12 protein-coding genes are annotated in these 16,750 nt (G+C 34.6%); 5 read left to right on the top strand and 7 right to left on the bottom strand.

Annotated elements, in window-relative coordinates:
• Nucleotides 1–149: 149 nt before the first annotated feature.
• From ABZP37_RS08290 to ABZP37_RS08275, 4 genes are all read right to left on the bottom strand, one after another.
• Entirely contained in the window at nt 150–1,784 is a 1,635-nt protein-coding gene (locus ABZP37_RS08290) for an ABC-F family ATP-binding cassette domain-containing protein (RefSeq protein ID WP_366187211.1), read from the bottom strand.
• Nucleotides 1,785–1,981: 197 nt separating this feature from the next.
• Nucleotides 1,982–3,436 carry an alanine/glycine:cation symporter family protein gene (locus ABZP37_RS08285; protein ID WP_366187209.1) on the bottom strand — a complete coding sequence of 485 codons (1,455 nt, stop codon included), beginning with the start codon at nt 3,434–3,436 and terminating at the stop codon, nt 1,982–1,984.
• A 240-nt stretch (nt 3,437–3,676) separates the two neighbouring features.
• Nucleotides 3,677–4,852, bottom strand: a complete 1,176-nt coding sequence (locus ABZP37_RS08280; RefSeq protein ID WP_366187207.1) for a GlmU family protein — start codon at nt 4,850–4,852, stop codon at nt 3,677–3,679.
• A gap of 256 nt (nt 4,853–5,108) precedes the next feature.
• Nucleotides 5,109–5,360, bottom strand: coding sequence for a type B 50S ribosomal protein L31 (locus tag ABZP37_RS08275; RefSeq protein WP_366187206.1), 252 nt, complete (start codon nt 5,358–5,360; stop codon nt 5,109–5,111).
• A 242-nt stretch (nt 5,361–5,602) separates the two neighbouring features.
• Between ABZP37_RS08275 and ABZP37_RS08270 the strand changes: the two genes are divergently transcribed.
• The 5 genes from ABZP37_RS08270 to ABZP37_RS08250 all read left to right on the top strand — a co-directional run bounded on the left by ABZP37_RS08270 (nt 5,603) and on the right by ABZP37_RS08250 (nt 11,741).
• Entirely contained in the window at nt 5,603–6,139 is a 537-nt protein-coding gene (locus tag ABZP37_RS08270) for a DUF4199 domain-containing protein (protein ID WP_366187204.1), read from the top strand.
• The gene (locus tag ABZP37_RS08265; RefSeq protein WP_366187203.1) at nt 6,139–7,095 is read left to right on the top strand and encodes a glycosyltransferase family 2 protein; all 957 of its coding nucleotides are present in this window, start codon (nt 6,139–6,141) and stop codon (nt 7,093–7,095) included. Before ABZP37_RS08270 ends, ABZP37_RS08265 begins: the two co-directional genes overlap by 1 nt.
• A gap of 123 nt (nt 7,096–7,218) precedes the next feature.
• Complete coding sequence (locus ABZP37_RS08260) at nt 7,219–8,946, top strand: phospho-sugar mutase (protein WP_366187202.1); 1,728 nt, start codon at nt 7,219–7,221, stop codon at nt 8,944–8,946.
• Nucleotides 8,947–9,073: 127 nt separating this feature from the next.
• The gene (locus ABZP37_RS08255) at nt 9,074–10,903 is read left to right on the top strand and encodes an ABC transporter ATP-binding protein (protein WP_366187200.1); all 1,830 of its coding nucleotides are present in this window, start codon (nt 9,074–9,076) and stop codon (nt 10,901–10,903) included.
• A gap of 136 nt (nt 10,904–11,039) precedes the next feature.
• Nucleotides 11,040–11,741, top strand: coding sequence for a hypothetical protein (locus ABZP37_RS08250; RefSeq protein WP_366187198.1), 702 nt, complete (start codon nt 11,040–11,042; stop codon nt 11,739–11,741).
• Here the strand turns inward: ABZP37_RS08250 and ABZP37_RS08245 are convergent.
• The 3 genes from ABZP37_RS08245 to ABZP37_RS08235 all read right to left on the bottom strand — a co-directional run bounded on the left by ABZP37_RS08245 (nt 11,738) and on the right by ABZP37_RS08235 (nt 16,738).
• On the bottom strand, nt 11,738–12,460 hold the full coding sequence (locus ABZP37_RS08245; RefSeq protein WP_366187196.1) for a hypothetical protein: 723 nt from the start codon (nt 12,458–12,460) through the stop codon (nt 11,738–11,740). The two genes, ABZP37_RS08250 and ABZP37_RS08245, sit on opposite strands and share 4 nt — an antisense overlap.
• 99 nt (nt 12,461–12,559) lie before the next feature.
• Nucleotides 12,560–15,028 (bottom strand): carboxypeptidase-like regulatory domain-containing protein, encoded by a 2,469-nt coding sequence (locus ABZP37_RS08240; RefSeq protein WP_366187195.1) that lies wholly within the window; start codon nt 15,026–15,028, stop codon nt 12,560–12,562.
• A 12-nt stretch (nt 15,029–15,040) separates the two neighbouring features.
• The gene (locus ABZP37_RS08235) at nt 15,041–16,738 is read right to left on the bottom strand and encodes a M23 family metallopeptidase (protein ID WP_366187193.1); all 1,698 of its coding nucleotides are present in this window, start codon (nt 16,736–16,738) and stop codon (nt 15,041–15,043) included.
• Nucleotides 16,739–16,750: the final 12 nt, after the last annotated feature.

Raw genomic sequence — 16,750 nt, 5'->3', positions numbered from 1 at the left:
GCACGAAGCTAAAAAAGCTTGATAAAGTTGGTGTAATTTTTTTTAGACATTGAAATTCGTGACAATTCGTGCAATTCGTGTCTATTATTTTTTAGAAAGTTAAAAGTAAACACTTTTAATTTGGCGCTACAATTCTATCTTCTAAAGAATTATTTTTCGATTTCGCTCATACTTTCCATTTTCTTGTTGGCCAAGAAACCGGTAATATCTTCAAAATGTTCGATTACTCTTTTGTTTTTGAATTCGAATACTTTTGTAGCCAGTCCGTCCAAGAAATCCCTGTCGTGCGAAACTAAAATTAGCGTTCCATCAAAATCACGTAGTGCGTCTTTGATAATGTCTTTGGTCTTCATGTCTAAGTGATTCGAAGGCTCATCTAGAATCAATAAATTTACAGGTTCCAGCAACAATTTAATCATTGCCAAACGCGTTTTCTCTCCACCTGAAAGCACTTTTACTTTTTTGGTAATATCATCCCCTTGGAACATAAAAGCACCTAGAATATTCTTGATTTGAGTTCGAACATCTCCAACAGCGATATCATCTATAGTTTCAAAAATTGTCGCGTTTTCATTCAATAAAGAAGCTTGATTTTGAGCAAAATACCCAATTTGAGCATTGTGACCAATTTCTAAAGTTCCACCATCGATTTGCAATTCTTTCATAATTGCTTTAATCATAGTCGATTTTCCTTCTCCATTTTTCCCTACAAAAGCTACTTTCTCTCCTCTTTCGATTACAATATTCGCATCTTTGAAAACAACATGGTCTCCATACGCTTTATCCAATTCTTTTATAATTACTGGATATTGTCCAGAACGTGCCGCCGGTGGGAATTTCAATTTCAAAGCAGAATTATCTACCTCATCAACCTGTACAATTACCAATTTTTCTAGCATTTTCACACGAGATTGCACGGCATCTGTTTTTGAGAAAGTTCCCTTGAAACGGTCAATAAAAGTTCTGTTATCAGCAATCATTCTTTGTTGCTCGTCGTACGCTTTTTGTTGGTGAATACGACGGTCTTTACGCAATTCTAAATAATGAGAATATTTAGCTTTATAATCATAAATACGCCCCATAGTAACTTCAATGGTACGGTTGGTAATATTATCAACAAAGGCTCTATCGTGGGAAATCACTACAACTGCTTTCGCCTCATTAATCAAAAATTCTTCAAGCCATTGGATACTTTCGATATCCATGTGGTTGGTTGGCTCATCTAGCAAAATCAAATCTGGTTTTTGCAATAGGATTTTGGCTAATTCGATACGCATTCTCCATCCTCCAGAAAACTCAGAAGTTTGACGTTTAAAATCTTCTCTTTCGAAACCTAAACCGGTTAAGATTTTCTCTACTTCTGCTTCGTAATTTACTTCTTCGATGGCATAATATTTCTCGCTTAAGTCCGAAACTCTTTCGATCAATTTCATATACGCGTCACTCTCATAATCAGTACGAATCGTCAATTGCTCATTGATTTCGTCAATTTCGGCTTTCATACCCAAAATTTCACCAAAAGCTTTAGAGGTTTCTTCCATTACAGTAGCACCATCGGTAGTCAATAAATGTTGCGGCAAATAAGCTACTACAGCCTCTTTTGGAGCAGAAACATTACCCGTAGAAGGTTTGCTTTGACCCGCAATAATTTTCAATAGTGTCGATTTTCCAGCACCATTTTTACCCATAAGGGCAATCTTATCATTTTCATTTATGGCAAAAGAAACATCGCTAAAAAGCGTTGTTCCTCCAAATTGTACCGAAATATCGTTAATTGTAATCATGCTATAATTATAAAGAGTTGTATCATTTTTTGAAGCGGCAAAGATAGCGGATTTAATCTTCGAAATCCAACAAAATCAAAAGCTTCTAATAATCAGAAAAATTCTGATTACTAGAAGCTTTGAACTTTGTTATACTTCAAATTGCGTAATAAAAGTTAAACCACAAATTTCACCAATTATCACCAATTAAATAGTTGCTATTTTTTATTTATCGTATGCCAAATATGTGCATTTGAGACTCCAATATCATCAGGGTCAAAAACAGGGTCTTTGCCTTCTTTTTGTTGTTTTTCATAATCTCTTAAGGCATCCAAAGCTGGTTTTTGCAGTAAGATAATTGCGATAATATTAAACCAAGCCATTAATCCAACGCCAATGTCACCAATTCCCCACGCCAAAGAAGCCTGACTCACAGAACCATAAAAAATCACGCCCATCATAACCACTTTTAGAATATAATAATAAACAGGAGATTCAAATTTTCTAGTTAAATAAGACACATTGGTTTCGGCTATATAGTAATACGCAATAATGGTAGTGAAAGCAAAAAAGAACAGCGCTATTGCCACAAAATACCCACCAAAACCAGGGAAAACGGTATCCATAGCACTTTGTGTAAAAGCGGGACCTACGGCAACATTTGGCAAACCTTCATACAAAAATTCCGAAGCTCCCGAACTGCCAAAATTAGGATTTTGAACATTGTACATCCCTGTAATCAACAACATAAATCCAGTCGCAGTACACACAAACAAAGTATCGATATAAACTGAAAAAGCTTGTACCAACCCTTGTTTTGTTGGATGCGAAATCGCAGCAGCGGCAGCAATATGAGGTGCTGTACCCTGCCCTGCTTCGTTAGAATAAATTCCTCGTTTTACTCCCCACTGAATCGCCATACCAAAAACAGCTCCAAAACCAGCTTCCATATTAAAAGCACTTTTAAAAATCAAAGAAATCAATTCAGGCACTTGATGAATATCTACAATGATGATAATTAACGCCAGAAGTATATAGCCAATAGCCATAAATGGCACTACGTATTCGGTAAACTTGGCAATACGTTTCACACCACCAAAAACTATGGTAGCAAACAAAGCAACAACAGCCAAACCAGTCATCCAAGAATCTAGTTGAAAGGAATTCTTAATACCCTCTGACACCGAATTTGCTTGAACTCCAGGTAAAAACAAACCTGCTGAAACCACTGAAACTACAGCAAAAAGAACAGCAAACCATTTTACGCCCAGTCCTCTTTCGATATAAAAAGCAGGTCCTCCACGAAATTCACCCAAATGTTTCTCTTTATATATTTGTGCTAAAGTCGCTTCGATAAATGCAGTACTAGCTCCCAAAAAAGCTACCATCCACATCCAGAATAATGCTCCAGGCCCACCAAAAGCAATGGCGGTAGCCACTCCCGCAATATTTCCAGTTCCTACTCTACCTGCCAAGGACATCGCCAAAGCTTGAAAAGAAGATACTCCAGACTCAGTACTTTTTCCATCAAATAACAATCGAATCATTTCCTTAATATGACGTACTTGCAAAAACCGAGTACGAACAGAAAAATAAAGTCCTGTCCCCAAACACAAAACAATTAAGGCATTACTCCAGATAATATCATTTAACCAACCTACTATTTCTTCCATATTGCTTTTATTAATTTGTCATCAAAAAAACAACAAAACATTGATTTTTCAAACAATATTTTAAAGTAATTATCATAAAAGATTATTTAAATACTATAATCAACTACACTGTTAAAAATAAAATAATTCCAAAATTCATTGAAAAACATCTTTACTCCCTAAAGCAACAACAAAAAAGCCACAAACTAAAAGTAAAATTCTTTTAATCTGTGGCTTTAATTTATTTACAAGTTGGAAAAACTATTCCTTTCTCCACTTTTTAGTTTCTTCAAAAACGTGTTCTAGAATAGCTGCTTCTTGCTCATCAAATTCTACCCCTCTGCGTTCCATAACCAGTTTTGCGGTTTGGAATGCTTTTTTGGTGATATAAGTACTAAATCCTGAAGCTCCACCCCAAGAAAAACTAGGAACAAAATTACGAGGGAAGCCCGTTCCAAATACGTTTGCACTTACTCCAACGACAGTTCCTGTGTTGAACATCGTATTGATTCCGCATTTGCTGTGGTCGCCCATCATCAAACCACAAAACTGTAAACCTGTTTTGGTAAAACCTTCGGTTTCATAATTCCATAATTTCACCTCTTCGTAGTTGTTTTTCAGGTTCGAATTATTACTATCCGCTCCAATATTACACCATTCTCCAAGAACAGAGTTTCCTAAGAAACCATCGTGTCCTTTGTTTGCATTTTGAAAAATCACCGAATTATTTACTTCTCCTCCTACTTTAGAATTACTTCCAACTGTAGTTGGTCCGTATATTTTGGACGCTAGTTTTACCGTTGCACCTTCGCACAAGGCAAAAGGGCCACGGATCACAGAACCCTCCATGATTTCGGCATCTTTACCGATATAAATAGGACCAGTCGAAGCGTTTAGTGTTACAAATTCTAACTTTGCACCTTCTTCGATAAAAATATTTTTGGGTGCAATTACATTTACACTCTTTGGGATTAGTTGCGATTGGCGGTCTTCGGTTAAGAAATCAAAGTCGGCACGAATGGCTTCTCCGTTTTTCGAAAAAATATCCCATGGATGGTTTACCGTTAATACATCATATTCGAACTCAATAATTTCATAATCATCAAAATCAATTTCTTCTTGATTCTCACCCGAATAAAAAGCAACAACTTCTTCTCCTTTAAAGATGGCTTGGTTTACAGCCAAATCTCTAATTAATTCTACCAATTCTTCATTAGGTAAAAAAGAAGCATTAATCATTACATTTTCTTCCAATTCTACCATCGGATATTTGTCCGACAAATATTCTTCAGTCAATGTAGTAGTGGTAGAACCCAAATACATTTCCCATTTTTGGCGAATAGTTACAATTCCGATTAAGATATCAGCCACTGGACGTGTAAAAGTAAATGGCAACAATGCATTACGAGACGGACCGTCAAAAAGTATATAGTTCATTTTATATGTTTCATAGTTACAAAGTCCCAAAGTTACAAAGTTTTTGGCTGGATTATCTACCAAGGTAAAGGCTTTTAAAACTTTAAAGTTTTTTTCACTCAAACCATTAAGAAATCAAGCACTTTAATACCTAATGAATCTTAATGGCTAAATAATTCGAAGGAAAACATTCTGCATTTTATCATAACAATAATTTTACACCAATAAAAAAGCCTCGCAATTGCGAGGCTTCTTATATATTGAAAACAAATTAAAATTATTTAATATGTTTAGCGTATTTAGTTTTAAATTTATCAATACGTCCAGCAGTATCGATAAGTTTGTTTTTACCTGTGTAAAAAGGGTGAGAGCTTCTAGAAATCTCCAATTTTACTACTGGATATTCAACACCTTCGTGAATGATTGTTTCTTTAGTATCTGCAGTTGATTTTGTGATAAAAACGTCTTCGTTTGACATGTCTTTAAAAGCAACTAATCTGTAATTCTCTGGGTGTACACCTTTTTTCATCTTGTAAATCTTTTATTTGTTTTGGTTATAATTTGCTTTGCGGCTTCTCTTTTTTACAGAAAAGGTATAAACGCCTTATAACTTTTTATTTTATTGTATTAATTTGAGTTTGCAAAAGTACAATTATTTTTCAATAAACAAATTATTGATGGGGAATTTTTTATTAAATCGTAAAAATGGATTTTTACTCCTTCATAAATGGGGAATTGCTATATTTGCAAACTAATAAAAAAAAGACTCAAATGATTAATGAAATCATCAAAAGAAACGGTGTTAACTATGGTATTATTACAGGAGCCATTTTATCCTTAATTACTGCAATCATGTACGCTGTCAATCTAGAATTATTCATTGCTTGGTGGACTACACTATTAAGTTTTTCTATTTTTATAATCGTACCGGCTATTTTACTAATTAAAACAAAAACAGACTTAAACGGAATACTTATTTTCAAAGATGCTTTTACTACTTATTTTATTTGTGCTTTAGTCGCCTTATTAATTTCGGTAGGCTTTAAAATGATTTTGTTCAACATCATTGATCCTTCCATCAAAGATTCTTTGTTGGAATTAACAATAAACTATATCAAAAGTACGTCTGGAAAATTTGGTGTTCCTGAAATATCATTAAATGAAATGATTGACAACCTTAAAAAAACAGATCCTTTTTCGATACCAGAGCAACTTAAAGGAGCTGTAGTCAATTTATTCTTTTGTGCAATATTAGGATTAATAATGGCTGCTTTTTTTAAATCAAAAACAACTTCACAAGATAACTAATGAATTTATCTATCCTAATCCCTCTTTTGAATGAGGAAGAATCATTGAAAGAGCTATACCACTGGATCATCAAGGTGATGCATGCCAACCAATATACGTACGAAGTTATTTTCCTGGACGATGGTAGCACTGATAGTTCTTGGGATATTATTGAAGGTTTTTCACAAGTAAACCCAAATATTAAAGGGATTCGATTTATCAGAAACTATGGTAAATCTCAAGCTTTACATGCTGGTTTTGCACAGGCTAAAGGAGATGTAATTATCACGATGGACGCCGACTTGCAAGACAGTCCAGATGAAATTCCAGGTTTATACGAAATGATTACAAAGCAAAATTTTGATTTGGTTTCGGGATGGAAAAAGAAGCGTTACGACTCTGTGGTAGCCAAAAACATTCCATCGAAATTATTCAATTGGGCGGCTCGAAAAACGTCTGGAGTGCAATTGAATGATTTTAACTGTGGATTGAAAGCGTATAAAAACATTGTAGTCAAAAACGTAGAAGTTTCAGGCGAAATGCACCGATATATCCCTGTTCTAGCTAAGAATGCTGGTTTTGGAAAAATAGGTGAAAAAGTCGTGATTCACCAAGCCCGAAAATACGGAGAAACAAAATTTGGTATGGAACGCTTCGTAAATGGCTTTTTGGACTTGATTACCATTTGGTTTTTATCTAAATTTGGCAAACGACCAATGCATTTATTTGGAGCTATAGGTTCTATCATGTTCCTAATTGGTTTTTTATCTGCAGGTTTTATTGGAGTTTCAAAACTATATCATATGTATAATGATATGAGATATAGCTTGGTTACCAACAATCCTTGGTTTTATATTGCCTTAACCACAATGGTATTGGGTACACAATTGTTCTTGGCTGGTTTCTTAGGTGAAATTATTTTGAGAACTAAAAACAATGAAGAACGTTATAAAGTGTCGACAATGGTTAATTTATAACGAATGTCCTAGCCCTGATAGCAGCGGCATCCTTTTTCTGACTTTTTTTGCCAGAAAAAGATAAAGCGGATAGCAGGATTAAGCTCCTAAAAAAAGAAACTAACAACAAAAAACATACTACAAATGGAAATCAAACAAAACATTTTGGATGCTGCCAACCAATGGTTGAATCCAGTTTTTGACGTAAAAACACAAGAAGAAGTAAAAGCCTTAATCGCCAATTCTCCAAAAGAACTAGAAGAGAGTTTTTACAAAAGCTTGGAATTTGGAACGGGTGGAATGCGTGGAATCATGGGCGCTGGCGATAACCGTATCAATAAATATACCCTTGGGAAAAGCACACAAGGTCTAGCAGATTATTTGCATATTGCATTTCCTAACCAACCTTTGAAAGCCGTGATTGCTTATGACTGTCGTCATAATAGCGATACGTTGGCAAAAGTGGTGGCTGATGTATTTTCAGCAAATGGTGTTGAAGTGTATTTATTCTCTTCCTTACGTCCTACTCCTGAATTGTCATTTGCAGTAAAACATTTGGGTTGCCAATGCGGAATTGTATTGACGGCTTCACATAACCCTCCAGAATACAATGGTTACAAAGTATATTGGCAAGATGGTGGACAAATTGTTCCTCCAGAAGATGGTGCGATTATCAATGTAATTGAGAATTTAAATTACAACCAAATCAAGTTTGACGCAAACGAAAGCTTGATTCATTATATAGATAAGGATGTTGACCAAGCGTTTATTGACTCTACTGTCGAAAATGCTAGTTTTAACACTCCTGCTGCTGCCAAAGATGATTTGAAAATTGTTTTCACTTCTTTGCACGGAACTTCGATTACGGTTACGCCACAAACTTTGGCGCAAGCTGGGTACAAAAATGTGAATATTGTTGAAGAGCAAGCAGTACCAAATGGTGATTTCCCAACGGTAGTATCTCCAAATCCTGAAGAGCCAGAAGCTTTGAAAATGGCTACTGAATTGGCTGACAAAATCAATGCAGATATCGTAATTGGTACTGATCCTGACTGTGACCGTTTGGGTGTTGCTGTTCGTAACAATGAAGGTAAAATGACGTTGTTGAACGGAAATCAATCGATGATTTTGATGACTGCTTTCTTATTGGAAAAATGGAAAAAAGCAGGTAAATTGGATGGAAAACAATTTGTTGCTTCTACGATTGTATCGACTCCGATGGTGATGGAATTGGCTACAGCTTATGGTGTAGAATACAAAAGTGGTTTGACAGGCTTTAAATGGATTGCCAAAATGGTGAAAGATTTTCCAGAATCTAAATTTATTGGTGGTGGGGAAGAAAGTTTTGGTTACATGGTTGGTGATGCCGTACGTGATAAGGATGCAGTTGCTGCTACTTTGTTGATTTGCGAAGTTGCGGCTCAAGCTAAAGCAAAAGGAAGTTCTGCTTACAAAGAATTATTGCAACATTATGTTGACTTTGGTTTCTACAAAGAGCATTTGATTTCGTTAACGAAAAAAGGATTAGACGGACTAGCTGAAATCAACCAAATGATGGTGAATTTACGCGAAAACCCAATTAAAGAAATTAGTGGTCAACGTGTAGTAATGGTTGAAGATTACAAAGCATCTACTGCCAAAAACTTATTGACTGGTGAAGTGGAAGCGCTTACAATGCCAAAAGCAGATGTTTTAATTTATTATACAGAAGACGGTTCTAAAATTTGCGCTAGACCTTCTGGAACAGAGCCAAAAATTAAATTCTACATCAGTGTGAATACAGAATTGGAATCTGTTGAAAAATACACTGAAACAGAAGCAATTTTGAACGAAAAAATAAAAAGTATTATTACTGGAATGCAGTTGAACTAGCATTTAATAAGTTTTTACTAAAACCCCTAGACCCGACTGTCAATTTATTAAATTTGCAGTCGGGTCTTAATATGACCGCTACATATTAAATTTTGGTTGTAAGCCATTAAACAACACCTCTACCTGAATGGACAATTTTAAAAAAATATTCTCTTTTATAATTCCTTATAAAAAATACGCTTACTTGAACATCTTTTTTAATGTTTTGTATGCGCTTTTCAGCACCCTTTCTTTTATGTCATTGATTCCGATGATGCAGGTTTTGTTTGACCAAACCAAAAAAAACACCATCGCCCCTACTTACACAGGAATTTGGGAATTTAAAACCTATGCCGAAGATTATTTGAGTTATTTTATTACCAATACTACTGAAACTTATGGCGTAGGCCACACTTTATCAATAATGGTTGCGGTAATCATTTCGATATTTTTATTGAAGAACCTAGCCGATTATTTAGCGATGTTTTTCATTACTTTTTTACGAAACGGAATTTTGAGAGACATGCGTAATGCGATGTACAAAAAAACGCTTGAATTGCCCTTGGCGTTTTTCTCCGAAAAGAGAAAAGGAGATGTCATAGCTCGTATTTCTGCCGATGTAAATGAGGTACAAACTTCTTTCCTATCTATCCTTGAATTGATTGTAAAAGAACCTTTGACGATTGTATTTACCATTATTGCAATGCTTTCTATAAGTGTTCAGTTAACCTTATTTGTTTTTATTTTCATACCTGTTTCTGGTTATGTAATTTCGCTAATTGGGAAGCAATTAAAGAAGAAATCCACCAAAGCACAAGAAGAACAAGGTATTTTTCTTTCTAGTATCGAAGAAACTTTGGGCGGGCTTAAAGTGGTAAAAGGCTATAACGCTGAGAATTATTTTAATCGAATATTTCAAGAATCTACGCAACGTTTTTTTACTTTATCCAATAGTATTGGAAACAGACAAAACCTCGCTTCTCCTGCCAGTGAATTTATGGGTATTATGGTTATAACAATCTTATTGTGGTACGGAGGACAAATGGTTTTGATTGAAAAAACATTAAATGGCGCTTCTTTCATTGCCTATATGGGACTAGCTTATAACATCCTAACTCCTGCAAAATCTATTTCTAAAGCATCTTATAGTGTGAAAAAAGGAAATGCGGCCGCAGAGCGTGTATTAGAAATTCTGGATCAAGAAAACGCGATTACCTCCAAAGAAAATGCAGTTATAAAAACATCTTTTGATTCGAATATTAGCATTAAAAACATCAATTTCAAATACGAAGAGGAGACCGTTTTAAAAGACTTTTCATTAGAAATCAAAAAAGGACAAACCGTTGCTCTAGTAGGACAATCTGGAAGTGGAAAAAGTACGATTGCTAATTTATTGACTCGTTTTTACGATGTAAACGAAGGGACAATCCAAATTGATGGCACCAATATCAAAGACATGAACATTCAGTCCTTGCGTTCTATGATGGGATTGGTAACTCAGGATAGCATTTTATTTAACGATACTATCAAGGCCAATATTGCTTTGGGGAAACTGGACGCTACGAATGACGAAATTATCGAAGCTTTGAAAATTGCAAACGCTTTTGAGTTTGTTAATGAATTACCATTAGGAATTCACACCAATGTTGGAGACAGCGGAAACAAACTTTCTGGTGGACAGAAACAACGTCTTTCTATTGCTCGTGCGGTCTTGAAAAACCCTCCTATTATGATATTGGACGAAGCAACTTCGGCTTTGGACACTGAGAGCGAAAAATTTGTTCAAGTGGCTCTTGAAAATATGATGCAAAACAGGACTTCGATTGTGATTGCACATCGACTTTCTACTATTCAAAAAGCAGATGTGATTATAGTGATGCAAAAAGGCAAGATCGTAGAACAAGGAAGCCATGAAGAGCTTATTACCCTTGGTGGAACATATAACAAATTAGTAACCATGCAATCTTTCGAATCGTAACCAAGTTGACTACATTTGATTGTAGAATAGGATTTGCCACGAAAGACAAAGACACTAAGTTTTATTTACAATTCGTAACTAGGTGCGAAAAGCTTATGATAGCATCAAACTTTTCAAAACCGTTTAGCTAAAAAAAATGTACATCCACAACCCCAGCATAAAACTACCTTCTGACAATGATACCATTGTATGGAAATACTTGGACTTATCTAAATTCTTAGAATTATTACTTTCTAAAAAATTATTCATGTCGCGGTCTGATAAATTTGAAGATCAGTACGAAGGTACATTTAGTGAACCTACGTTTGAAGAGATAAAAAGATTATCGATTGATAATCCAGATTTCCTAAAATACTATAAAACACATCGTGAAAAAGTAGCTATAAGTAGTTGGCATATTAACGAATACGAATCATTTGCTATGTGGCAAATTTTCACTCAAAATAGTGAAGGACTGGCGATACAGTCCACAATTGGCAGATTGCAAGAAAGTTTGATTCCTGAAAAAAACTTCACGCAACATATTGGAGAGGTTAACTACATTGACTACAAAAAAGAATATATCCCTTTTGACGATATGTTTTTCCCGTTTTTGTTCAAGAGAAAAAGTTTTCAATACGAAAGAGAAGTTCGCATCCTAACAGATGTAACAGAAAACAATCTAAAACTAAATGACGGTTTAAAAATCAATGTAGATATCAACCAGTTGATTGAAAAAATCTACATTCACCCTAAATCTGAGAACTGGTACAAAAACCTTGTAATTCAACTGGTAAAGGAATTAGGATTTGATTTCACGATTGAAAAATCAGATTTAGAAAGTGATATATTGATTTAGATAGGATCGTAGCTTTTCACTTCCCAATCGTTACGTGACAAGTCAATATAATTATAATGTACTACATCATTTTTATCAAATTGTCCATTCTTATTGGTGTCCTCAACCGTTCTAAAATACAAACGATTTTGAGATTCGATTAAATTCCAATCGATTAACTCTTGGAAATTAACTGATATTTTAGTGAATTTCTTACCGCTTATTTCACTTAAATACAAACTTTTAATATCACTAGAATCTAATTTTCCGTCCCTGTTTGAATCCAAGTCAAATAGCGTGTACACCATGATTTTATTTTTGGTTCTTTCCGCAATTCCACTTAAATAGGTAGCTGTTTGAATCAAAACCGGTTTATCACTTAAAGCTCTAATTGAATCTGAATTTATTTTTTGAAATTTAAGATTTTGTAAATAACCCGTGATCTCATTTTCGCCATAATTAGAAATTGTAAAACTCAAATCAATCACACTAGAAGAACCATATCTCGACTTAGTTCCTCTTTCATACACACGTAAATCTGCCACGGGATGAATTAAATAATCCGTCCCTTCCATCTGAATAGGTAAGTCAGCAATGGCAACTTGAGTGGAATCCATTTTTGTAAACGGCTTATCCTTATTAGAGTTATCGTAAATTACTTTTGGCTTTTCGACCTCTTCTTTACAACTTGCCAAAATCAAAACAAAAACAAGCAACAATGCTATCTTTATATTTTTCATAACATTTTAAATATTAAAATAAAATCAAATGTAAACAATTTAAAAAATGGAAATCTATTTCTCTTTACCTTTTTTTATAATCTAAAAAAGAAAAAAGTCTTATAACTTCGCTGTCAGCTTAATATTAAAAACCCGAGTCGTCATGTAATTTGGAATTCCGTACTCTGATTTGGTATATACATCACGCACCCATGTATTGGTAATAGCATTTTGATTGTTAAAAAGATTAAAAATCTCAAAACCTAATGCTAATTCTTTAAAATTCATAAACAACTTACTTTGTGGCTTGGCCATTGTTTGATCAATAAACACCTTAAAAAAACCAACATCAGCTCTTCTATAATCATTCAATCTATTTTGGTACAAATAAGGGTCTGCATAAGCAGGTGAACCTCCTGGTAATCCTGTATTATAAACCAAATTCAGATACAATTTAACCGATGGAATATTAGGCATATAATCTTGAAATAACAATGCAAATTTCAATCTTTGATCTGTGGGTCTAGCGATATAGCCTTTATCTGCGCTATTTTCTTCAGTTTTCAAATAACCAAAACTCACCCAAGATTCTGTTCCTGGTACGAATTCCCCATTCAACCGTACATCCAATCCTTGTGCATAAGCAATCGCATCATTAGTAGCTGCATAGCGAATTCGGACATTATCGACCGTATAGGTGTTTACATCAGTCAAAGACTTATAATACAATTCTGAAACCAGTTTAAATGGACGCTCCCACATCTTAAAACTATAATCATTACTCAGTACTAAATGAACGGATTTTTGAGCTTTAACATCGGGTTGTACGGCTCCGCTTGCCTCTCTTAATTCTCGATAAAATGGTGGTTGATGATAAACTCCTCCCGAAACTCTAAAAACCATGTCTCTATCCCAATTCGGTTTAATAGCAAACTGCGCTCTTGGACTAAAAACCGTTTGAGAGTCTCCATTAGCATTCGTACCTAAGACTGCCCAGTTGTGCATACGCATTCCAGCATTATACCAAACATCTGTACTACCTATTCTATCTTTTCTGCTCCATTGCAAATAACCTGAAAAACGGTTGATGGTATTAAAATTAACGGCTCGAACAGATCTAAATGGCACCAAAGGCCCCGTATAAGAAACATAAGGCTGTTCGTTTTTAGGTAAAAACTTATCCGGTGGATTAATCGAAAAACCTGCGGAATCAATTACTTCCCATTCAATCATTCGGTCTCTAATTGATTCGCGAGTGAATTTAGCTCCCCATTCAACAATATTCTTTTTCCAATCATGGAATCCTTTGATTTCTGTATTAATAATCAAAGCATCCAAATCATTTCGAGCGTGATTCAATTGAGAACCAATTCCTCTTGTAAAACTCACATTACCGTAAGTATCTGAACCGATGGCTGTATCTACTTCTCCCAAGCGATATTGCGCCAAAATATCAAAATGTTCTTGCTCCGTAGTATGAAAAATAGAACCTATATATTTTATAGTAAAATTCTCATTAGCCTTATAAGTTGTTTTAAGGGCGCCAAAATAGGTTTCGTATTTATCCTTTTCTTGTCCTTCATAATAAACCGTAAGTGCCATAGGCTTGTCTATGGTCCCAAATTTTGTCTGACGAGACAAAGGCTGATAATTATAATTATTTTGCGAAATATTCCCTAAAAAATTAAAATTCCATTTATCTGACGCATTAAAATTCACATTAGTTTGTACATCAACAAAAGAAGGTTTATAATTTGTTTCCGTATCTTGACTGTTTACCAACAAACTATTATTTCTATAACGTAGGCCCGTTACTGCAGTCCATTTTTTATTTTTAGAAATGGCATCAAGAGAAATACTTCCACCCAGGAAGCTAGCTTCAAAAGCAACACTTAGTTTGGTAGGTGTTCTATAGGTAATATCCAAAACTGACGATAACTTATCTCCAAACTTAGCCTGAAAACCACCTGCTGAAAATTCAACATTTTGCACTAAATCTGTATTGGTAAAACTTAATCCTTCTTGTTGTCCTGAACGAATCAAAAAAGGACGATACACTTCTATTTCGTTTACATACACTAAATTTTCATCGTAATTTCCGCCTCGAACGGCATATTGAGTACTTAATTCATTATTAGAATTCACACCAGGTAAGGTCTTTAATATATTTTCAATACCTGCATTGGCACCTGCCATTTTCCTAATGAGTTCTGGCTCAATTGTGGTGATTCCTTGAACCTGCTTTCTATTTGTTGTCGTTACAATAACCTCCCCCATTTGTTCCTGCTGGTCATCCATAACCACGTTAAACTCGTAGTTCTCTCCCTCCTTCAATATCAATAAAACCGTCGTTCTTTTTAGTGAAATATGAGTAAATACAACAACTACTTTTTGATTGGCTGGTACCTTAATGGAATAAACACCTTCCATATTAGAATAGGTTCTATTGTTGGCACAAGAAATATTTACACTCGCGACTGGCAGGCTATTTTTATCAAGAACTACACCTTTCAACAAAGCTGATTGTGCATAAGTAGCCAAACCAATTCCGAAAGTGATAAAAACAAAAATTATTTTCGTGATATTCAAACTGTCTATATTTTATTTTTGACTTCTATAAAAACGTGTTTCAAAGGTAGTTGAATTCCCTACGTTATCTGTAACAATAACTTTCAAATCATTAGCACCTTCAGCAACAATGCCGTCACTGAAATCATGAATAATTTTTCTCGTCTTATAATCATATTCAAACAACGCCCAAACTCCATTCAAATAACCGTTATAGGATTTAATTCCTGAACCACTATCGCTGATAGACAATTGTAATGATTTTTGAGAACTTAACCATTTTCCTTCTATAGAATTCCCAATAGAAATTGATGGTTTCGTAGTGTCAGTAGCTAAAGTATACTTTCCTAATGATTTTACTTTGGCTGTAAACACATTCCCTTTTCGAGAAGTACCATTATAACCAGTTCTACCTCTAGAATCGATATCGGCAATAAACACTTTATCACTTTGGCCTTCGGGATATTTAGAATCTTCTACCGTAATTGTAAAACTAGAATGAACGGGGGTCATTTCATCATGTAAATACAAACTATCCCCACGAACATCAAAATTCATATCAAAATTATCGTAAAAAGTACCCGCTGGAAAAAATACTGACCAATTATTCTTAGTAAAAATATTTTCGCGGTTCACTTTAACAAAATAGTTTGAGACTACAGGTTCTTTATCAATAACAGTACTCATCGTATCAAAACTAATAGGCACATTGATCGTCGTTGTATTCCCGTGAAAATCGGCTACGTCAATGCGATAAACAGAAGTCAAATTAGGCCTGACCGTAACTACTCCATTAGTATTATCTGTTTTAATGATACTTAATGGATAGGGAGTACTCATAAATAATTTTTGAACGCGTTGACCTGTTTTTCTATATTTTGGATAATCAATTAACGCGTTGATATATCTCATTTCATCAAAAGAATAAGTATCCATTTGAAAACCAAAACTAGGTTTCCCATTCAAATAAGATTGTATTTTATAAATACCGTTCTTACTTTTAGAAACTGCATCATAATCATCCGCAGTAATTCCAAAACCAATTTTCCCATTGGCTGACACTTTACTAGCAAGGTAAGTTCCGTCTTTTTGCAAGCTTAGATTGAGCATAATAGGTCTTTTAGACTGATTAACGCTAGTTTTATCATCTACAGGATAGACATATAAGGCCGCAACGGTTGGTTTTCTAGTATCATTTAAAAATTTGTCATACCCAAAATGAAGCGGATTAATAATCTTCTCTGTTTTAGTATCACGGAATTCGAAATGCAAATGTGGTCCTTCTGAAGAGCCTGTATTTCCCGTTAAAGCGATAATCTCTCCTTTCTTAACTACCAATTCATTTGCTTTTGGAAACATTTCAACTTCAAATGATTTTTGGTTGTATTGAGCCTTATGAATAAAGTCAGCTATTGGCCCTTCCGTTTTTTGCAAATGACAATAAACAGAGGTAAAACCATTCGGATGATCGATATATACGGCACTTCCGTTTCCATAAGGTGAAATTTTTATTCTTGAAACAAATCCATCAGCAACTGCATGAACCGCAGCACCTTCTCTTCCGTTAGTTCTGAGGTCAAAACCAGCGTGAAAATGATTGGGTCTCAATTCTGCAAAATTACCAGAAACCTGCATTGGAATGTCTAATGGTACTCCAAAATAATCTTTTGGGTAATTATTTTGAGCCAATAGAACAGTTGAAAACAACAATAATAAACTATAAAATTTCATTCTTTACATTTT

It is taken from the genome of Flavobacterium ovatum (genome assembly GCF_040703125.1).
Lineage (GTDB): Bacteria > Bacteroidota > Bacteroidia > Flavobacteriales > Flavobacteriaceae > Flavobacterium > Flavobacterium ovatum.
The sequence above is the reverse complement of the archived record's forward strand: the minus strand, read 5'-3'. Positions and strand labels throughout refer to the sequence as shown.